Raw genomic sequence first — 20,715 nt, forward strand, 5'->3', positions numbered from 1 at the left:
TCTTCAAGTCGCCAATTTCCCATGCCCATGACCCGAGCCCGTCGCTACCTGCTGATCAGCCTGCCCATCGTCATCCTACTGGTCCTGGCCTGGTCGTTCTGGCGCAGCGCTCCGCCGGCGGTGCCGGATGCCATCAGGCACGGCTACGGCCAGGCCCTGGAGAAGGCGCGCAACGGCCAACCCGGTGCGGCCAGGGTGCTCTACCAGCAACTGGGGCGTCCGGATCTCGATGACCAGCAACGTATCCGCCTGCTGGCGGTACTGCCCAACTACCCCAGCCCCCAGGCCCTGAAGCTGGCCGATGCCGACCTGCAGCACCCTTCGCCCGAAGTGCGCAAGGCGGCCATCAAGAGCGTGCTCGGCCTGGTGCCCAGCGGCAAGCGCAGCCTGCTGCTGGGGCCTTTGCTGAGCGATCCGGAGCAAAGCGTGCGCTTCGCCGCGGTGGACGCCCTGCTGGGCCTGTCCCCGGACGACCAGGGCCTGTATTTCGGCCCGCTGCAGCAGGTGATCGATGAATACACCCAGGTGCTCAGGACCCGTGGCGACAATGTCGAGGCCCAGTACCAGCTGGCACGCCTGTACCTGCACAACGCCGACCTGGCCAGAGCCCAGCAGACCCTGGAGCAGGCACTGAAACTGGCGCCGGACAACCTGCAGGCGGTGGTCTTGCAGATCGAGGTGCTGGACAAGCAGGGCCAGAGCGAGGCGGCCCGCCAGCTGCTGGCCAAGCAACTGCAGGCCCAGCAGGACTCGGCCTACCTGCAGCACGCCCTGGGGCTCTGGCTGCTGCACCACGGCCAGGGTGAATTCGCCCTGCTGGGCCTGGCCCGGGCAGTGGAGCTGGAGCCGAACAATGCCGCCTACCGCTACGACCTGGCCACGACCCTGCACAGCGAGCACGAACTGGAGGCCGCGCAGAAGCAGCTGGAGGAAATCGTCCAGCGCCAACCCTACAACCGCAAGGCGCGGGTGCTGCTGATCAGTTACTGGAAGGAAAGCGGCCAGTTGCAGAATGTCCAGGTGCTGTTGGCCCAGCTGGAACAACAGAACCCCGACGACCCGGCCCTGCAGCAAGGACTCTGACCTTTCGCCCCCTACCGCGCGATCCCTTTCGTGGCCGCTACGCGCCCGCGAGGCTGCGCCAAGCTCCGCAGGACCTTCTTCGATCTTCAGGCGATCCCGCCTGCTGCACCGGCTATAACCCATGGTGGCGATAAAAGGTTGAACCGCGCTGGCGGCAAACGGTCAAGTGATCAAAGCGGCATCGCGGCCCGCGTGCCGCCGCCGATCGGATCCATTGCGAGGGGATTGCTTGATCACTTCATCTGCGTTGCTCAGCGAAAAGGCCAGCATCGGCATCGAAGGCCTGGACGACATTCTCAACGGCGGCCTGTCCCGCAGCCACGTATTCCTGCTGGAGGGCGAACCCGGCACGGGCAAGACCACCGTCGCCCTGCACTTTTTGCGGGCCGGGGCCCAGGCCGGTGAGCGCTGCCTGTACATCACCCTGTCGGAAACCGAGCGCGAATTGCGCCAGGGCGCCCAGTCCCATGGCTGGGAGCTGGACGACAATATCCATATCTTCGAGCTGACCCCACCGGAGAGCCTGCTCGATACCGAACACCAGCAAAGCCTGCTGTATTCCTCGGACCTGGAATTGGGAGAAGCCACAAGGCAGATCTTCGAGGTGGTGGAACGGGTCAAGCCGACCCGGGTGGTGGTGGACAGTCTCTCGGAGATCCGCTTGCTGGCGCAGAACTCGTTGCGTTATCGCCGCCAGATCCTGGCGATCAAGCACTACTTCGTGCGCTACGACGCCACCGTCCTGCTGCTGGACGACCTGACCAGCGACACCCTGGACAAGACCGTGCACAGCGTGGCCCATGGGGTGATCCGCCTGGAAGAACTGACGCCAAGCTACGGCTCCGAACGCCGGCGTATCCGGATAATGAAGTACCGCGGCCAGAAGTACCGCGGCGGCTTCCACGACTTCACCATCCTGGGCGGCGGCGTACAGGTGTTCCCGCGCCTGGTGGCGGCCGAGTACCGCAGCGGCTACCAGCGCGGAACCCTGACCAGCGGCATCGCCGAACTGGACGCCCTGCTCGGCGGCGGGATAGCCAGCGGTTCCAGCACCCTGATCCTCGGCCCGGCCGGCACCGGCAAGTCGCTGCTGGCGCTGATCTTCGCCGCCGCCGCGGTGGCCCGGGGCGAGAAGGCCGCGCTATTCATCTTCGATGAAGAACTGGGCCTCTTGTTCGAGCGCATGGCCAACCTGGGCATCGACCTGCACGCCTTGCGCGACAGTGGCGACCTGATCATCGAGCAGGTGGACGCCGCCGAGCTGACGCCGGGCGAGCTGTCGCACCGGGTGCGGCGCTGCGTCGACCAGGGCCAGATCAAGACCGTGGTGATCGACAGCATCAATGGCTACCAGGCGGCGATGCCCGAAGAGAACGCCCTGGTGCTGCACATGCACGAGCTGTTGCTGTACCTCAATCGCCAGGGCGCGGCGACCTTCATGACCGTGGCCCAGCATGGCCTGGTGGGCGACATGCAAGCCCCGGTGGACATCACCTACCTGGCCGATACGGTGATCCTGCTGCGCTACTTCGAAGCCCTGGGCAAGGTGCGCCGAGCCATCTCGATCATCAAGAAACGCACCGGCAGCCACGAATCGACCATCCGCGAATACCGCATCAGCGGCCAGGGCCTGACCATCGGCGAGCCCCTGGAGGCCTTCCAGGGCGTACTGCGTGGCGTGCCCAACTACCAGGGCGAGGACAAGCCATTGCTCAAGGACGAGGTGCCATGACCCTAGGCCCGGCCTTTTCCGAACGGGCCCTGGTGCTCACGCCCCATGGCCGCGACAGCCAGCTGGCGCAGATGATGCTGAGCGAAGCCGGCGTCAGGAGCTTGATCACCCCGCACCTGGGTGCCCTGTGCGAAGAACTGGAGCAAGGCGCGGGGCTGGCGATCATCGCCGCCGAAGCCTTGCTGGGGGTCGACCTCGAGCCGTTGCTGCGCCATCTGGAGCAGCAGCCGGCCTGGTCGGACCTGCCCATTGTGTTGCTGACCCACCATGGCGGGCCGGAACAGAATCCGGCCGCCAGGTTCAGTACGCCGTTGGGCAACGTCAGCTTCCTCGAACGGCCGTTCCACCCCGCTACCCTGATCAGCCTGGTCAGTACCGCATTGCGTGGCCGGCGCCGCCAATACGAGGCCCGGGACCGGCTGATCGACCTGAGCCAGAGCGAGCTGCGCCTGCAACGCACCCTGGAAACCCTGGAACAGCAGGTGGAGGAACGCACCGCGCAGCTGCGGCATAACGAAGAGGCCCTGCGCCAATCGCAGAAGATGGAAGCGGTCGGCCAGCTCACCGGCGGCATCGCCCATGACTTCAACAACATGCTCACCGGCATCATCGGCAGCCTGGAGCTGCTGCGTCGGCGCCTGGCCCGGGGCCGGACCGAAGACCTGGACAGCCTGATCGAACTCGGGGTGACCTCGGCCAACCGCGCCGCCGGCCTGACCCACCGCCTGCTGGCCTTCTCCCGGCGCCAATCGCTGGATGCCAAGCCCGTGGAGATGAATGCCCTGGTCAGCTCCATGGGCGAGCTGCTGCAACGCAGCCTCAGCGAGAACATCCGGCTGGAACTGCGCCTGTACGAGCAGCTGTGGGTAGCCGAGGCCGATCCCAACCAACTCGAGAGCGCCCTGCTCAACCTTGCGCTCAATGCCCGGGATGCCATGCCCGACGGAGGCCAGTTGCTGGTTGAGACCTTCAATCGCCAGCTGGACGCAGCCTTCACCCAGGCCCACGACAACCTCGAACCCGGCGACTACGTGGTGCTGCGAGTCAGCGACAACGGCTGCGGCATGCCCGAAGCCATCCTCAACCGGGTATTCGATCCCTTCTTCACCACCAAGCCCATCGGCCAGGGCACTGGCCTGGGGCTGTCGATGATCTATGGCTTCAGCAAGCAGTCCCGCGGCCACGTGACCCTGGACAGTACCCAGGGCCAGGGCACCCAGGTCTGCCTGTACCTGCCGCGTTTTCGCGGTGACTCGGCCAGCGATGAACATCAGGCAGAGGAGCAAGCGGTCGCCGCGCAAAACGGCGAGACGGTATTGATCGTCGAAGACGACCCGGCGGTGCGGGTGCTGGTCAGTACCGTGCTGGGCGAGTTGGGCTACCACTTCCTCGAGGCCGGCGATGCACATGACGCCATGCCGATTCTCGATTCACCACAGCGCATCGATCTCCTGGTCAGCGACGTGGGCCTGCCAGGCATGAACGGACGGCAGCTGGCGGAAATCGGGCGGCAATTGCGCCCACAGCTCAAGGTGCTGTTCATTACCGGCTACGCCGAGCATGCGGCGGTCCGGGGCGGCTTCCTCGATCCTGGCATGCAGCTGATCACCAAGCCGTTCACCTTCGACCTGCTGACCACCAAGGTGCGGGAAATGCTCCGCGACTGAGGCGTCTCAGGCCAGCAGTCGCTGGATCTGCTCGTGCAGGCTGTCGAGGTCGAACGGCTTGGCCAGGATCGGCGCCTTGCGGGTGATGGGGCTATCGCACTCGAGGATTTCGTTGGGATAACCGCTGATGAAGATCACCTTCAGGTCCGGGCGCAGCTTGACTGCGGGTTCGGCGATCATCACCCCGGTGATGCCACCCGGCAGCCGGTAATCGGTGACCATCAGGTCCAGGTTGGGCTTGGTGGCCAGGATCTCGAACGCCTGCTCGCCGTTCTCGGCCTGCAGTACCCGATAGCCCAGGCCCGACAGGTAGTCGGCCAGCAGCATCAGGATCACCGGTTCATCTTCGACGATCAGTACGACGTCTTGTGCATCTTCACTCATGGAAAACCTTTATTCGGTCAATTACTGCAAGGAGCTGTTGGCGTTTGCCGACCTGCCCGCAGGCAAACGTCAGCAGCCACTGTACGACCATTGGCTCACGCAGAGGTTGCGTGGGCGTGACGCTTTTACGCACCAGCGGGCAATGCCGCCTCCGCCAGGGGCAGCGCGACCCGGAACAGGGCGCCCTCGCCAATCCGGCTTTCGACGCTGATCGTGCCGCCGTGGGCGGTGACGATCTGCTCGGAAATGAACAGGCCCAGGCCCAGGCCCGCGGCCACATGGCTGGCGCTGACGCGCTCGAACTGCTGGAAGATACGCCGCTGGTTGTCCTCGCTGATCCCGATCCCATGGTCCCTGACCTCGACCCGGGCCTCTCCCGCATGGCAGTAGACCCGCACCTGGATGGGGCTCTTGGCGCCATAGCGCAGGGCGTTGGTCAGCAAGTTGGAAACCACCTGCTCGATACGAAACTCGTCCCAGTTGCCTTCCACCGGCTCCTCGGCATCCAGGCTCAGGGTGGACTGCGCCGCCTCCACCTGGGGGGCGAAGTTCTCCACCAGGCCCCGCACCAACTGCGCCAGGTCGAAACGTGACGGGCGGATCGACAACTTGCCGGTACGAATTCGCGAGATGTCCAGCATGTCCTCGATCAGGCGGATCAGGCTCTTGATCTGCCGTTCGTCGCGATCGACCATGGCGTGCATCTTGTCCAGGCTGAAGGCCGCGGCATTGTCCCGGGCCAGGTGCATCTTGCGCAGCTGGGTCTCGAGGATCAGGCCATTGAGCGGAGTACGCACTTCGTGGGCGACGATCGACATGAAGTCATCGCGCATGCGCACGGCCTGTTCCAATTCGTTCTGGGTGGACTGCAGTTGCCTGAGCAGGGCCTCCTGCTCGCGCCGGCTCTGCTCCAGGGCCTCGACCTGCTGCTTCATGGCCTTGCTCTGGCGGTACAGGTCGACGAACACGTTGACCTTGCTCTTGACCGCATGGATATCCAGGGGCTTGTGCAGGAAGTCCACCGCCCCGCTCTCGTAACCCTTGAAGGCATAGTTGAGCTCGCGCCCGGCGGCACTGACGAAGATGATGGGGATGTTCTTGGTCTTCTCGGTGCCGCGCATCAGTTCCGCCAGCTCGAAGCCGTTCATGCCCGGCATCTGCACATCGAGGATGGCCATGGCGAACTCATGCTGGAGCAACAGCGACAAGGCTTCGTCGGCCGACAGTGCCTTGTACACCTGGCGGTCCTCGCGCTTGATCAGCGCCTCCAGGGCCAGCAGGTTTTCCGGCAGATCGTCGACGATCAGCAACTTGGCTTGGATATTACTTAACATGCGATTGGTTCCAGCTCGGCCAGCAGCAAGCTGATACCGCGCAAAGGGAGAATATGGTCCGGCTGGTGCAGGGCCAGTGCAGCATCGGGCATGGTCGAGACATGGGCCTCGTCGGGGTCCTGGACGATGGTCAGGCCGCCCTGGCGCTTGACCTCGGCCAGCCCGGCGGCGCCGTCCTGGTTGGCCCCGGTCAGCAGCACGGCGGCCAGGTGCTCGCCATAGGCATCGGCGGCGGACTCGAACAGGTAGTCGATGGATGGACGCGAATGGTGGATCCGCTCCTCCTGGCTCAGGGACAGGCTGCGGTCCTGCTCCACCGACAGGTGGTAGCCGGGAGCCGCGAAATACAGCGTGCCCGGAACTATCTGTTCCTTGTCGTCGGCTTCCTTGACTCGCAACGACAGGCGCCGGTCGAACACTTCGGCCAATTGGCTGCGGCGCTCATCGGGCAAGTGCAGGACTACGATCACCGGCAGGCGAAACCCACGACCCAAGCCGCCGAACAGGCTGAGCAAGGCTTCGACGCCACCAGCGGAAGCTCCCACCACCACGGCCTCGATCTGTGGCCGGGGATTGGTACTGCGGATGTCCTGGTTCATGACTTGCGGTAGATCCGTTCTTGTTTGACCAAGGGCTCGAAATGCTTGGCATAGGCGGAGAAGTCCAGGGTCTCCTTGCTGCCCAGCACCAGGAAACCACGGTGGCAAAGGGACTCGTGAAACAGCCCGAAGGCCCGATCCTGAAGCTTTTTATTGAAATAAATCAATACGTTACGACAAGAAATCAACTGCGTCTCGGAAAATACGCTGTCGGTGGCCAGGCTGTGGTCGGCGAAGGTCACGTTCTCGCGCAGGCTCTTGTCGAAGATCGCGTAGTCGTAGGCCGCAGTGTAGTAGTCGGCGAATGAACGCTTGCCGCCGGCACGCTGGTAGTTGTGGGTATAGGCCCGCACGTTCTCCAGGGAGAAGATGCCCTGCTTGGCCTTTTCCAGGGAGCTGGGGTTGATATCCGTGGCATAGATGATGGTGCGCTCCAGCAGCCCCTCCTCGCGCAGCAGGATGGCCATGGAGTAGACCTCCTCACCGGTGCTGCACCCGGCGATCCAGATCTTCAGCGACGGATAGGTCCTGAGCAGCGGCACCACTTCCTGGCGGATGGCCAGGAAATGCGAGGGGTCGCGAAACATCTCGCTGACCGGGATGGTCAGGAACTGCAGCAACTGCATGAACGCGGTCGGGTCGTGCAGGACCCGTTCCTGCAAGGCGGAAATGGTCTTGCAGTCGAACTGGCGCAAGGCATGTTGCACCCGGCGCTTGATCGAGGCGCCGGAGTAATCGCGAAAGTCGTAGCTGTATTTGAGGTAGATAGCTTCGATCAACAGACGCAGTTCGATCTCGGTATTGCGCTCCACTAAATTCTTTCCATCTTGGGTAGCCACACGCGGATAAGTGAAAACAACCGGTCGAGATCGATGGGCTTGGCCAGGTAGTCGTTGGCGCCGGCCTGGAGGCAACGCTCCTGATCGTCCTTCATGGCCTTGGCGGTGACGGCGATGATCGGCAGCTTGCGCCAGCGCGGGTCCTTGCGGATCTGCGCGGTGGCCTCGAAACCGTCCATCTCCGGCATCATCACATCCATAAGTACCAAATCGATATCCTCGACCTCGTTGAGCCTGGCGATGGCTTCCAGGCCGTTACGGCCGATCACCACCACCGCGCCCTTGTGTTCCAGGGCGCTGGTCAGGGCGAAGATGTTGCGCACGTCATCGTCCACCAGGAGGATCTTGCGCCCCTCGAACACCTTGTCGCGGCTGCGGGCGGTCTTGAGCATCTTCTGCCGTTCATGGGACAACTGGGATTCGACTTTGTGCAGAAAAAGCGTCACTTCGTCCAGCAGGCGCTCCGGTGAACGCGCGCCCTTGATGATGATCGAGCGCGAATACTTGCGCAGCTCGGCCTCTTCGTCGCGGGTCAGGTTGCGGCCGGTGTAGACGATCACCGGCGGGAAGGAACAGATGTCCTCGGTGGACATGCGCTTGAGCAGGTCGTTGCCCAGCATGTCCGGCAGCTTGAGGTCGATGACCATGCAGTCGTAGATGTTCTCGCGCAGCAGCTCCAGGGCGTCCTGGGCCAGGCCCACGGCGGTGATCTCGATATCGTCGTCGCCGATCAGCCGGGCGATGCTGTCGCGCTGCAGGTCGTCGTCCTCCACCAGCAGCACGCGCTTGACCTTCTGGGTCAGCTTGGCCTCCAGGCGGGCGAACACGTCCTTGAGCTCCTCGCGGGTCGTGGGCTTGACCGCATAGCCCACGGCGCCCATGTGCATCGCCGCTTCCACCCGGTCTTCGACCGAGATCACGTGCACCGGGATGTGCCGGGTCTGCGGATGCTCCTTGAGCCGCTGCAGCACGGTCAGGCCGGAGTGATCGGGCAGGCGCATGTCCAGAAGGATCGCATCGGGGTTGAACTGCGTGGCCAGGCCGTAGCCTTCGTCGGCGCCGTGGGCCACCAGGCACTGGTAGCCCAGCTCGTGGGCCAGGTCGAAGAGGATATGGGCGAAGTTGGCTTCATCCTCCACCACCAGGATGCTGCGGCCGCTGAACGGCGCCTTGTCCCGGTCGTCGGCGAAACGCGGGATCGGGGCAAGCTCCACCACCTCCGGCACCGCTTGCGGCGGCTGTGCCACGGCCACCGGCGCAATGGCAGCAGGTTCCGCCGGGAGCACCGGCGACTCGGCATCGTAGTGCTCCGGCAAGACCAGGGTGAAGATGCTGCCGCGCCCCGGCTCGCTGCTGACGCTGATGGAGCCCCCCAGCAGGTTGGCCAGGTCGCGGGAAATGGACAGGCCCAGGCCGGTGCCGCCATAACGCCGGTTGGTGGTGCCATCGGCCTGGCGGAAGGCTTCGAAGATGCTTTGCTGCTGGTCTTGGGCGATGCCGATCCCGGAGTCCTGCACGGCGAAGGCGATCCCGGCACCGGGGTGGGCGGACACCGTCAGGCTGACCTGGCCCTGCTCGGTGAACTTGACGGCGTTGGACAGCAGGTTCTTGAGCACCTGCTCGACCCGCTGGCGATCGGTGAACAGCGTCTGCGGCGCCCCGGGTTGCAACTCGACGCGAAACTCCAGGCCTTTTTCCGCCGTCAGTGGCTGGAACAGGTTGCCCAAGCCCTCCACCAGGCGCGATACGCTGGCGTTCTCGGGGCGGACCTCGAGCTTGCCGGCCTCGACCTTGGAGATGTCCAGGATGTCGTTGATCAGGTTCAGCAGGTCGTTGCCCGCGGAATAGATCGACTCGGCGAACTTGACCTGCTCCTCACTGAGGTTTTCCTGGGCGTTCTCGGCCAGGAGCTTGGCCAGGATCAGCGAACTGTTGAGCGGCGTGCGCAGCTCGTGGGACATGTTGGCAAGGAACTCGGACTTGTACTTGCTCGAGCGCTGCAGTTCTTCGGCGCGCTCCTGCAGCTCGATCTGCGCATCGTTGAGCTCGCTGTTCTTGCGGTCCATGGCGTCGCGCTGCTCGGACAGCACCTGGGCCTGCTCCGCCAACTGTTCGTTGGTCTGCTCCAGCTCCACTTGCTGGGTTTCCAGATGCGCCTGGGACTCCTTGAGAATCCGCGACTGTTCTTCCAGCTCCTCGTTGGCGGTCTTGAGCTCTTCCTGCTGGACCTGCAGCTCTTCGTTGAGCTGCTGGGTCTCGGCCAGCACTTCCTGCAAGCGCTGGCGGTAGCGCGCCGCCTCGATGGAGGTACCAATGTTGCCGGCGATCAGTTCCAGGAACTCGATATCGCGCTCGTCCAGCTCCCGCAGGAAGCCCAGCTCGACCACCCCGTTGACCCGCCCGTCATCATGGGACGGCACCACCAGCACGCTGCGGGGCAGACCCTCGCCCAGGCCCGAGCTGACCTTGAAGTAATCGACCGGCACCTCGTCCAGGCGAATCACCCGCTTGTGTTGGGCCGCCTGGCCCACCAGGCCTTCGTCGCTGTACAACGCCTGGCCCTGATCTTCCTGCTCGCGGGAAAAGCCATAGGTCGCCACGCGCTTGAGACCGCCATGCTCCTCGCGCACATACAAGGCCGCCACCGCCATCCCCAGGTACTGGGCGCAGAACTGCAGGATGTTGCGCCCCAACAGGTTCAGGCTCAGCTGCCCCAGCATCTGTTCGGCCAGCTCGGTCTGGCCATTGCGCAACCAGGCCTGGCGCTCCAGGCTGCGGGCACTGCGCAGTTCGGCTTCGAGGTTGTCGCTGTAGCTGCGCGACAGGGACAACAGGTCACGGCGCCCGACATAGGCCAGCAAGCCGCTGATACCCACCACGAACAGCAGGTACAGGGCAACGCTGAAAATCGTGGTACGGCTGACGTTTTCATTACGCTGCTGGCGCAGTTGCTGCTCCATGGCCACCGCATCGTCGTATTCCTTGCGGACCTCGTCGGTCAGGCGCTTGCCGCGCCCGGCCTGCACCGCCTCGCGGTAGTCGCCGTTCTTGCGGCGCAGCTCGATCATGCCCTGGGCATAGTTGTTCCATTCCAGTTGCAGGGCCTCGATGCGTCGGATCCGGTCCACCTGCTGCGGGTTATCCGCCACCAGTTCCTGCAAGCCGCGCAGCTCGCTGATGATGCGCGGCTTGGCCACTTCGTAGGGATCGAGGAAATGTTCGTTGCCGGTGATCAGGAAACCGCGCATGCCGGTTTCCAGGTCGATGGTCAGGCGCGTGGCCTCGTTGAAGTTGTTGATCACCCGGTCGGTGTGCTGCACCCACTGGATCACCGACAGCAGGTAGGTGATCAAGGACACGAAAAACACCGCACTGAGTACCCCCACGCCGAGCGGCAGGCTGATGTTGCGGGTCAGCAGCTTGCGAAAACTCTGTTCATCAACCGAGGACGGACGAATCATTGAATGGACCTTGGCACTGGTGAAAAGAAGGAAGTTTGCCCCACATTCGGCCATTGCAGCTATTTTTTATAACCTGCATGCCGGTAATCTGGGATTTGCCCTGCCGTAGCACAATAGAAGCGGTTATTCTTGCCAGCACTTGTACAAGCGATTTTTTTTGTACAGTTTCGGGAACTTGTGACCTCGCGCCATTTACTGATGCACAGGGCCGCCTGCTGCGGTTCCACCGAATCCAACCCTTGAGAGTGCCCCTATGCCCGCTAGTGCCCCTACCATCCTAGTCGTCGAAGACGATGCCATCGTGCGCATGCTGATCGTCGACGTCCTCGAAGAACTGGAATTTTCGGTGCTCGAGGCCGATGGCAGTGAGGCGGCGCTGGAACGCTTGCAGGACCAGGAGCAAGCCATCGACCTGCTGATGACCGATGTCGGCCTGCCGGGCATGAACGGCCGGGAGCTGGCCGAGCGCGCACTGTTGCTGCGTCCCCGGTTACCGGTGCTGTTCGCCAGCGGTTATGCCGAGTCCATCGACGTACCCGGCGGCATGGCGGTGATCGGCAAGCCGTTCTCCATCGACCAACTGCGCGACAAGGTGCGCAGCATCCTCGGCTGAAGCGGGTCTGCCCCCCGGGGGCTGTGGTTTAATGGCGGCCTTTTTTTGCTCTCGCCCGCCAGGAACCCTACTCCATGCCCCTCACCGCCGCGACCAAGGTCCTGATCATTGGTTATGTCTGGCCCGAGCCGCGCTCCTCGGCCGCCGGCGGGCACATGATGCAGATCCTGCAGTGCTTTCTCGACCAGGGCTGGGACCTGACCTTCAGCAGCCCGGCCAAGCCCGGCGAACACAAGGAAGACCTCGAGGCCCTGGGCATCCGCGAATGCCCGATCGAGCTGAACAACGCCAGCTTCGACCGCTTCGTCGCCGAGCTGGCGCCGGACATCGTGCTGTTCGACCAGTTCATGATGGAGGAGCAATTCGGCTGGCGCGTGGAGCAGCATTGCCCCGCAGCCGTTCGGGTCCTGGAGAGCTCGGACCTGCAATGCCTGCGCCATGCCCGCCACCAGCGCCTCAAGGACCACCTGAACAGCGGCGCCGGGGACGACGACTTCAGCCCGCTGTTCGCCCGGGCCCAGGCGGACGAGTTCCGGCACATGGCCGAGACCGACCTGGCCAAGCGCGAGATCGCCGCCATCTACCGTTGCGACCTCAGCCTGATGGTTTCACAGGTGGAGATCCAGTTGCTGCAGGAGCAGTTCCGCCTGCCGCCGGCATTGCTGCACTGGTGCCCACTGATGCTCGACCCATGGCCCGAGGCCTGCGTGCCCTTCGAGCAACGTGCGCACTTCCTCAGCATCGGCAACTTCCGCCATGCGCCGAACTGGGACGCCGTGCTCTGGATGAAAAGCCGCGTCTGGCCATTGATCCGCCAGCAGCTACCCAACGCGCAACTGCAGCTGTACGGCGCCTATACCCCACCCAAGGCGGTGGCCCTGCATAACCCGGCCCAGGGCTTTTACATCATGAACTGGGCCGAAGATGCCTTGCAGGTAATGAGCGCCGCGCGCATCTGCCTGGCGCCGTTGCGCTTTGGCGCCGGAATCAAGGGCAAGCTGCTCGATGCCATGCTCTGCGGCACCCCCAGCGTGACCACGCCGATGGGTAGCGAATCCATGAACGAACCTGGCCTGCCCTGGCCCGGCATGGTCGCCGAATCCGCCAGCGCCCTGGCGACGGCGGCAGTGCGCCTGTACCAGGACCAGGCCTTGTGGCAACAGGCCCAGGCCGATGGCATGCGACTGCTAGAGGCGCGTTACCGGCGGCAAGTCCATGGCCCGGCCTTGATCCAGCGCCTGCAAGAATGCCGCGAGCATCTGGTACAAGAGCGTCGGGACAACTTCACCGGCGCCATGTTGCGCCACCACCATCACAAGAGCACCCAGTACATGGCCCAATGGATCGAGGCCAAGAACCGCCCCTGATCCTTGGCCGCCGATAACGCAGCGCCGGTGGAAAGTCCCTCTCAATCGGCGTTCGAGCCGTATTCGGTTGGCCTATCCCCCCTCTTCAACCAGGCCCCTTGCAGCACTGGGGCCTGAGTCCTTGCCCGTGCCACCCGGCACTCCCTTCGCTACCGGGCCTGCGACCCTCAGCCATGGCCCGGCCAGCCGCGCGCCTATCAGGCACTGCGGTTCGCGGTCCGGGACGACGGTCGTCGGCAAGACGCCATCGGCCGAGCCAAACCGACAAAGGCGTCCATTCTGAGAAGCGATCTCGTTCAGCTTCCATTCAGCAGTTGTCAACAATCTTCATTTAGTAATGAGTATCATTATGTTACAACTTAGCTCCCTACCTTGTTTCCCCGCGGGGGCTGAATGCTCGTTCCATTTCTGATCATGCTGCGCGAAGGGATCGAAGCCGCGCTCATCGTTGGCATCATCGCCAGCTACCTGCAACAGACCGGACGCGGCCAATGGATGCCCGCCGTGTGGATTGGCGTGTTCCTCGCCGCGGCCCTGGCCCTGCTGGTCGGCGGCGGGCTGGAGCTGGTGAGCGCCGAGTTCCCGCAGAAGCAACAGGAATTGTTCGAGGGCATCGTCGGCCTGGTGGCCGTGGGCATCCTCAGCTCGATGGTGTTCTGGATGCGCAAGGTCGCACGCTCCATCAAGCATTCCCTGCAAGCCTCCCTGGACCAGGCCCTGGCCGGCTCCCGGAACCAGCTCATTGCGCTGATCGCCATGGTGTTCTTCGCCGTCGCCCGCGAAGGCCTGGAAACCGTGTTCTTCCTGTTGGCGGTATTCCAGCAGAGCGAAGGCCCCGGCGCGCCCATCGGCGCCCTGCTGGGGCTGGTAGCGGCGATCATCGTCGGCTACCTGATCTATACCGGCAGCATGCGCCTGAACCTCGGCGCCTTCTTCCGCTGGACCGGGCTGTTCATCCTGGTGGTGGCCGCCGGCATCCTCGCCAACTCGGTGCAGGCGCTGCATGAGGCCGGGCTGTGGAACCACCTGCAGACCGTGCTCTTCGACTTCAGCGCCAGCCTGCCCATGGACAGCCCCCTGGGCTCGGTCCTGGCCGGCATGTTCGGCTACCAGGAGGCCCCCACCATCAGCACCCTAGGCGCCTACATGCTGTACCTGGCGGTGACCCTGGTACTGTTCTTCCTGCCCGGCGCCACGCCTGCCAAGGCGCCCGGCCCGTCGTCTTCCGTTTCCAGTCAGTAAGGTTCCCCATGACCCAGCAAGCCTCTCCCCAGGCCTCGCCGCCTCGCGCTCTGCGTTGGGCGGTTGCCGGTTCGGTGATCGTGATGGTCGCCGCCGGCGGGCTGTTCTACTACGCCTCGCAACTGGCGGTCAGCAAGCGCCAGGCCCACCAGGGCGAGATCACCGTGACCATCCACCCGCACAGCTGCGAGCCCAACGCGCTTACCGTGCCCGCCGGCCGCGCCAGCTTCCGCATCGTCAACCGCTCGGAGCGCGCCGTGGAGTGGGAAATCCTCGATGGCGTGCTGGTGGTCGAGGAGCGGGAAAACATCGCCCCGGGCCTGAGCCAGGTGATCAACGCCAACCTGCAGCCCGGCGACTACGCCATCACCTGCGGCCTGCTGAGCAATCCCCGGGGCACTCTGCACGTGACCCCTACCGCCGAGTCCGACGCCCAGGCCAAGGCCCGGCCGTCGCTGGTGGCCTTCGTCGGCCCGCTGTCGGAGTTTCGCGTCTACCTGAGCACCCAGGGCAGCGCCCTGGTCAAGGCGGTCACGGCCTTGCAGCAAGCCATCGAGGCCGATGACCTGGCCCAGGCCCAGGCCCTCTACGTGCCGGCCCGCGCCGCCTACCAGCGCCTGGCTGCGGCCGCCCAGCGCCTGGCCGAGCTGGACAACGCCATCAATGCCCGCGCCGATTACTTCGAGCAACGCGAGCAAGACCCGGGCTTCACTGGTTTCCACCGCCTGGAGTACGGGCTGTTCCAGCGCCACGACCTCAAGGGCCTGGCCCCGGTGGCTCGACGCCTGTCCCAGGATGTCGCCAGCCTCAAGCAGCAACTGCTGGCCCAGACCCTGCCGCCGGAACAACTGGTGGGCAGCGTCGCCCGCAACATGCGCAACCTGGCCGAGCTGCGCGCCACCAGCGGCGAGGAGGAACGCTACAGCCACAGCGACCTCAGCGGTTTTGCCGCCAACCTGGAGACCACGCGCAAGGTCGTCGACCTGCTGCGGCCCTTGTTGGCCAAGTCCGCCGCGCCGTTGCTGGCCCGGGTGGATGAGGCCGGCAACGCCCTGGGGGCGCGCCTGGACAACCTGCGCGACGGCTTCGGCTACCAGGGCTACGACAAGGTCGACGCCGGCCAACGCCAAGAGCTCGCCGACAAGGCCAAGGCCCTGGCCGACGCCCTCGATGGCATCGATCCCGCACTGGGCCTTTCGGGCCTGTAACCACACGAGTCCTGCGCAATGAACGATTCAGACCAGTCCAACCCTTCCTTCAGCGCCCAGCGCCGGCGCGTGCTGCTGGGCATGGGCGCCGCCGGCGTGGCCCTGGCCGGTAGCAGCCTGGCCGGCCCGGCCAGGGCCGAACAGGCGCCGGCCCAGGTGACCGTGGCACCCAGCAGCGACCAGACCCAGGAGCACAACGCCTTCCACGGCCAGCACCAGAGCGGCATCGTCACCGCGCGCCCTGCTGCCGGAATGATGGTGGCCTTCGATGTTCTGGCCAGCGACCGCGAGGACCTGGAGCGCCTGTTCCGCACCCTCAACGAGCGCATCGCCTTCCTCATGCAGGGCGGCCCGGTGCCCCAGGTCGATCCGAAACTGCCGCCGCTGGACTCGGGCATCCTCGGCCCGGTGGTGACCCCGGACAACCTGACCATCACCGTCTCGGTGGGCGAGTCACTGTTCGACGAACGCTTCGGCCTGGCCGACGCCAAGCCCAAGCGCCTGGTGCGCATGGTGGGCTTTCCCAACGACGCCCTGGAGCCGGCCTGCTGCCATGGCGACCTGAGTTTGCAGTTCTGCTCCAACACCGCCGACACCAACATCCATGCCCTGCGCGACATCGTGAAGAACCTGCCGGACCTGCTGCTGGTACGCTGGAAACAGGAAGGCAGCGTACCGCCCCAGGCCCCGGCCAAACCGGGCGAGCCGGCCCAGAGCGCGCGCAATTTCCTGGGCTTTCGCGATGGCTCGGCCAACCCCGACTCCAACGACCAGAAGGCCATGCAGCAGATCGTCTGGGTCCAGCCCGGCAGCGACGAACCGGCCTGGGCCGCCCATGGCAGCTACCAGGCGGTGCGCATCATCCGCAATTTCGTCGAACGCTGGGACCGCACCCCGCTGCAAGAGCAGGAAAGCATCCTCGGCCGGATCAAGGCCAGCGGCGCGCCCATGGACGGCCAGCACGAAAGCCAGGTCCCGGACTACGCGAAGGACCCCCACGGCAAGGTGACCAAGCTGGATGCCCACATCCGCCTGGCCAACCCGCGCACCGCCAAGACCCAGCAGAACCTGATCCTGCGCCGACCGTTCAACTACTCCAACGGCGTGAACAAGAACGGCCAGCTGGACATGGGCTTGTTGTTCATCTGCTACCAGGCGGACCTGGAAAAAGGCTTCATCACCGTGCAGAACCGGCTCAACGGCGAGCCCCTGGAGGAGTACCTCAAGCCCACCGGCGGTGGTTATTTCTTCACCCTGCCGGGAGTCACCGGCGACCAGGACTTCATCGGTCGTTCGCTGCTCGCCGCCACGGCTGCCAAGGCCAATACCTGATCTGCCCCAACACAATAACCCCCACGGAAACGTCCCATGAAAAAGTCGCCTCTCGCTGTGTTGCTGACCCTTGGCTTGCTCCACGCTCCGCTGTCGGCACTGGCCGCCCCCGCGCCGCTGGAGCTGGTGGGGCCGATCTCCGACTACAAGATCTACGTCACCGAACAACTGGATGAACTGGCCAGCCATACCCAGCAGTTCACCGATGCGGTGAAGCAAGGCGACCTGGCCAAGGCCCGGCAGCTCTACGCACCGACCCGGGTCTACTACGAGTCGATCGAGCCGATCGCCGAGCTGTTCAGCGACCTGGACGCCTCCATCGACTCACGCGTCGACGACCACGAACAGGGAGTCAAGGCCGAGGACTTCACCGGTTTCCACCGCCTGGAGTACTCGCTGTTCTCCGAGAACAGCACCCAGGGCCTGGGCGACCTGGCCGACCGCCTGAACAAGGACGTCAAGGACCTGCAAGCCCGCGTCGCCGGCCTGACCTTCCCACCGGAAAAAGTGGTCGGCGGGGCCGCTGCCCTGCTCGAGGAAGTGGCCGCGACTAAGGTCTCCGGCGAGGAAGACCGCTACAGCCACACCGACCTCTATGACTTCCAGGGCAACATCGACGGGGCCAAGAAGATCGTCGACCTGTTCCGTCCGCAGATCGAGAAACAGGACCAGGGCTTCGTCGCCAAGGTGGACAAGAACTTCGCCACCGTGAACAAGATCCTGGCCAAGTACAAGACCGCGGACGGCGGCTTCATGACCTACGACAAGGTCAAGGAGAACGACCGCAAGGCCCTGGTGGGCCCGGTCAATACCCTGGCCGAGGACCTCTCCACCCTGCGCGGCAAGCTGGGCCTGAACTGATTCCTCGGCCCCTGGCGGGAACCGGCGTGCCGGTTCCTGCTCCATCGCTCCGCTCTCTTGCGCTGCAAATTAGGCCTGGGCAGCCGTGCGTTATCCCGATAACGTGCACGCCCCGATGTTCCTCATGGAAGACCCGCTATGCCCACTCCCGCCGCCTCCAGGCCCCTCTCGCTCTTGCCGCTGATGGCGGCCTACATGGCCTGCACCATGTCGATGATGGCCTTCGTCTCGCTGATCGGGCCGATTTCCCGGGTGCTGCACCTGCAAACCTGGCATGCCGGAGTGGCGGTGACCGTGGCCGGGGTGATCTGGGTCCTGCTGGCCCGTCCCTGGGGCCAGGCCAGCGATCGCTATGGCCGCCGCCGGGTGTTGCTGCTCGGGATCGCCGGCTTCACCCTGGCCTACTGGGCCCTGTGCCTGTTCATCGATGTATCCCTGCGGACCTTGCCCAGTGTCGCCGTGGCCTTCGCCGGCCTGGTATTGGGTCGTGGCTTGATCGGCGCCTTCTATGCGGCAGTGCCAGTGGGCGGGTTCGCCCTGGTGGCCGACCACTTCGAACCCCAGCACCGGGCCCGGGCCATGGCCTCCCTGGGCGCGGCCAACGCCGTAGCCCTGGTGGTAGGACCGGCCGTCGCCGCGCTGCTGGCCCGGCACAGCTTGAGCCTGCCCTTCTACGTCATGGCCATCCTGCCGCTGCTGGCGCTGGTGGTGATGCATCGACAACTACCACGCCAGGAACTGCACCTGGCCCAGGCGCCAGGCCGGGTGCGCCTGAACGATCCGCGGCTGGCCCGACCAATGGTGGTGGCCTTCGTCGCCATGCTCTGCGTGACGCTGGCGCAGATCACCGTGAGCTTCTATGCCATGGATCGCCTGCAGATGAATTCCGCCGATGCGGCGCAGACCGCCGGGATCGCCCTGACCATGGTCGGCCTGGCCCTGATCTGTGCCCAACTGGTGGTGCGCAAGCTGGAATGGCCGCCACTGCGGATGATTCGCTTCGGCGCCCTGCTTTCCGCGGTGGGTTTTGCCGGGGCCATGCTGGTGGACAGTGCCTGGGGGCTGTGGTTGACGTTCTTCGTCTCGGCGGCCGGCATGGGTGGGGTGTTTCCCTCGTTCTCGGCCCTGGCAGCCAACTCGGTGCAGGCTTCGGAACAAGGCGCCACGGCCGGTAGCATCGGCGCCGCCCAGGGCCTGGGCGCAGTGGTCGGGCCAATGGCCGGCACCTTGATCTACGCCATGGAGCCACGCCTGCCCTACCTGCTGGCGGCGCTGCTGCTGGCGTTGGTGGCGCTGTGGCCCTACCCGCCGAAGACCAGCTGATCCACTGGCCGCTGCCCCACGCCGATATCGACTTGCACAAAGGGCCTGTGGCCCTTTGTGCAACCTCGCAGGCTCGACAGCGGCCAGGGGTCGGAGCTTCGTGTAGCCCGCATGCCACGCATGGGACACGGTGATACTCGCCGCCGGCAGGGCCTGGCGGCGACAGATCAGAGGATGCGGTACAGCAGGCGCTCGATACGCACGCGACTGACCCGACGCAGGAACTTGCTCACCGCCTCCGGGTAGTCCGCCAGGCTGTCCAGGTGCTGGAAGTGCTCGATGCGCCGGGTATGGCGGTAGATATCTTCCAGCTCGGCACGCCGCGGCTCCAGCAACTCGCCCTTGGGATCGTCCAGCAGCAGGGCGTTTTCCAGGTCCAGGCGGAACGCCCGCGGATTGAGGTTGTTGCCGGTGAGCAAGGTATAGCGCTCGTCGATCCACAGCCCCTTGAGGTGATAGGTGTTGTCGCCGTCGCGCCACAGGTGCAGGTTCAACTGCCCATTGTCGATGAACTTCTGATAGCGCTTGGCGAAACGCCGCAGGCTGATTTCATACAGATAAGGCAGCGCGGCAATGACCTTGAACGGCTCGCTGGGCGCAATGAAGAAGTCGTTGGCGGTCTTGTCGCCGACCACGATATCGATCTTCACCCCACGCTCCAGGGCGCGATTGAGTTCGCGCACCACCGGCAACGGCAGGTTGAAGTACGGGGTGCAGATGGTCAGCTGGCGCTGGGCCCCGGCCATCAGTTCGCAGATCACCCGATTCAACCGGTTGCCCTTGCCCACCCCGAGCAGCGGGCTGACCGTCAGGCCGCTCTTGTCCAGGCTGCCGGCGGCGGTGTCGTAGGTCGCATGCTTGAGACGGCTGCGCAGGTCGCCGATATCGTTGCGCAGGCTGCGGGTGGTCGGTGGCTTGGGCAGGTCCAGGCGATGCACCGCCCGTGACTCCACCAGACCGTGCTGCACCAGGTGGTGCATGGAGTCGGCCAGTTCGCGGTTATGCAACAGGTGATAACGGTCGAAGCGGTACTTGTCGAGCTTGTGCAGGTACACGTTGTTCAGGCTGGCGCCGCTGTAGAGCACGCTGTCGTCGATCACGAAGCCCTTGAGGTGCAACACCCCGAACAGCTCGCGGGTCTGCACCGGCACGCCGTAGATCGGGACCACGCTGGCATGGCTGCGGGTCATCTCCTGGTACCAGGCCGAGTTGCCCGGCTGCTTGCCGGCACCGATCAGGCCGCGCTGGGCACGCATCCAGTCCACCACGACCACCACGTCCAGTTCCGGACGGGCAGCCTTGGCGGCGTGCAGGGCTTCGAGGATTTCCTGGCCGGCTTCATCCTGCTGCAGGTACAAGGCGACGATATAGATGCGCCGGGTCGCCTGGGCAATCTGCTCCAGCAGGGTCTGACGAAATTGCGCAGCACCCCGCAGGGTGGCGAAGGCCTCGGCGGCCAGGGGGAAGCTGCGCAGCTTGGGTAGCAGGGTACGTTTGAAAAGCAACGGCATGGGCTCGCGGTGGCTCGAATCCGAAAGAGCGCAAGAGCTTACACCATGGACCGGGCGCAGTCCCCTGTCTGTCTCATATGACACTCAAACTGTCTGTCCCGAAGGGACTTGGCGTCGCTCGGAGGCCAGTTCGGAATAACATATTGACCAAGGAGAACG

General features: G+C 64.7%; 16 protein-coding genes. 10 read left to right on the top strand and 6 right to left on the bottom strand.

Annotation, left to right across the window (positions count from 1 at the left end; genetic code table 11):
* The first annotated feature begins 27 nt into the window (after positions 1-27).
* The 3 genes from CAG11_RS23905 (at position 28) to CAG11_RS23915 (ending at position 4,482) form a co-directional block, all read left to right on the top strand.
* Positions 28-1,083 (top strand): HEAT repeat domain-containing protein, encoded by a 1,056-nt coding sequence (locus tag CAG11_RS23905; RefSeq protein ID WP_085598402.1) that lies wholly within the window; start codon positions 28-30, stop codon positions 1,081-1,083.
* A gap of 229 nt (positions 1,084-1,312) precedes the next feature.
* Positions 1,313-2,815, top strand: coding sequence for an ATPase domain-containing protein (locus CAG11_RS23910; protein ID WP_085598227.1), 1,503 nt, complete (start codon positions 1,313-1,315; stop codon positions 2,813-2,815).
* Complete coding sequence (locus CAG11_RS23915; RefSeq protein WP_085598228.1) at positions 2,812-4,482, top strand: ATP-binding protein; 1,671 nt, start codon at positions 2,812-2,814, stop codon at positions 4,480-4,482. The genes CAG11_RS23910 and CAG11_RS23915 overlap by 4 nt, the downstream gene beginning before the upstream one ends.
* Before the next feature lie 6 nt (positions 4,483-4,488).
* Here the strand turns inward: CAG11_RS23915 and CAG11_RS23920 are convergent, their stop codons facing one another.
* From CAG11_RS23920 to CAG11_RS23940, 5 genes are all read right to left on the bottom strand, one after another.
* Positions 4,489-4,866 carry a response regulator gene (locus CAG11_RS23920; protein ID WP_085598229.1) on the bottom strand — a complete coding sequence of 126 codons (378 nt, stop codon included), beginning with the start codon at positions 4,864-4,866 and terminating at the stop codon, positions 4,489-4,491.
* Between the two features lie 125 nt (positions 4,867-4,991).
* Complete coding sequence (locus CAG11_RS23925) at positions 4,992-6,200, bottom strand: hybrid sensor histidine kinase/response regulator (protein ID WP_085598230.1); 1,209 nt, start codon at positions 6,198-6,200, stop codon at positions 4,992-4,994.
* On the bottom strand, positions 6,194-6,799 hold the full coding sequence (locus CAG11_RS23930) for a chemotaxis protein CheB (RefSeq protein ID WP_085598231.1): 606 nt from the start codon (positions 6,797-6,799) through the stop codon (positions 6,194-6,196). The genes CAG11_RS23925 and CAG11_RS23930 overlap by 7 nt, the downstream gene beginning before the upstream one ends.
* Complete coding sequence (locus CAG11_RS23935; protein WP_085598232.1) at positions 6,796-7,611, bottom strand: protein-glutamate O-methyltransferase CheR; 816 nt, start codon at positions 7,609-7,611, stop codon at positions 6,796-6,798. The genes CAG11_RS23930 and CAG11_RS23935 overlap by 4 nt, the downstream gene beginning before the upstream one ends.
* Positions 7,611-11,099, bottom strand: coding sequence for a response regulator (locus tag CAG11_RS23940; RefSeq protein ID WP_085598233.1), 3,489 nt, complete (start codon positions 11,097-11,099; stop codon positions 7,611-7,613). Before CAG11_RS23940 ends, CAG11_RS23935 begins: the two co-directional genes overlap by 1 nt.
* A gap of 253 nt (positions 11,100-11,352) precedes the next feature.
* On the opposite strand from CAG11_RS23940, the gene CAG11_RS23945 reads away from it, so the two are divergent.
* The 7 genes from CAG11_RS23945 to CAG11_RS23975 all read left to right on the top strand — a co-directional run bounded on the left by CAG11_RS23945 (position 11,353) and on the right by CAG11_RS23975 (position 19,045).
* Positions 11,353-11,712, top strand: coding sequence for a response regulator (locus CAG11_RS23945; RefSeq protein ID WP_085598234.1), 360 nt, complete (start codon positions 11,353-11,355; stop codon positions 11,710-11,712).
* Positions 11,713-11,786: 74 nt separating this feature from the next.
* Entirely contained in the window at positions 11,787-13,079 is a 1,293-nt protein-coding gene (locus CAG11_RS23950) for a glycosyltransferase (RefSeq protein WP_085598235.1), read from the top strand.
* A 393-nt stretch (positions 13,080-13,472) separates the two neighbouring features.
* Entirely contained in the window at positions 13,473-14,321 is an 849-nt protein-coding gene (efeU, locus tag CAG11_RS23955; protein WP_085598236.1) for an iron uptake transporter permease EfeU, read from the top strand.
* 8 nt (positions 14,322-14,329) lie between these two features.
* Entirely contained in the window at positions 14,330-15,529 is a 1,200-nt protein-coding gene (efeO, locus tag CAG11_RS23960; protein WP_085598237.1) for an iron uptake system protein EfeO, read from the top strand.
* A gap of 18 nt (positions 15,530-15,547) precedes the next feature.
* A complete protein-coding gene (efeB, locus tag CAG11_RS23965; RefSeq protein WP_085598238.1) occupies positions 15,548-16,861 on the top strand; it encodes an iron uptake transporter deferrochelatase/peroxidase subunit in 1,314 nt (437 codons plus the stop codon).
* A 36-nt stretch (positions 16,862-16,897) separates the two neighbouring features.
* Positions 16,898-17,722: an iron uptake system protein EfeO gene (efeO, locus tag CAG11_RS23970; RefSeq protein WP_085598239.1), complete on the top strand. Its 825-nt coding sequence runs from the start codon at positions 16,898-16,900 to the stop codon at positions 17,720-17,722.
* A 138-nt stretch (positions 17,723-17,860) separates the two neighbouring features.
* Complete coding sequence (locus CAG11_RS23975) at positions 17,861-19,045, top strand: MFS transporter (protein WP_085598240.1); 1,185 nt, start codon at positions 17,861-17,863, stop codon at positions 19,043-19,045.
* Positions 19,046-19,212: 167 nt separating this feature from the next.
* On the opposite strand, the gene pssA is transcribed toward CAG11_RS23975, so the two are convergent.
* Complete coding sequence (gene pssA, locus CAG11_RS23980) at positions 19,213-20,556, bottom strand: CDP-diacylglycerol--serine O-phosphatidyltransferase (RefSeq protein WP_085598241.1); 1,344 nt, start codon at positions 20,554-20,556, stop codon at positions 19,213-19,215.
* Positions 20,557-20,715: the final 159 nt, after the last annotated feature.

This window comes from Pseudomonas sp. B6(2017) (assembly GCF_002112765.1).
GTDB classification, from domain to species: domain Bacteria; phylum Pseudomonadota; class Gammaproteobacteria; order Pseudomonadales; family Pseudomonadaceae; genus Aquipseudomonas; species Aquipseudomonas piscis.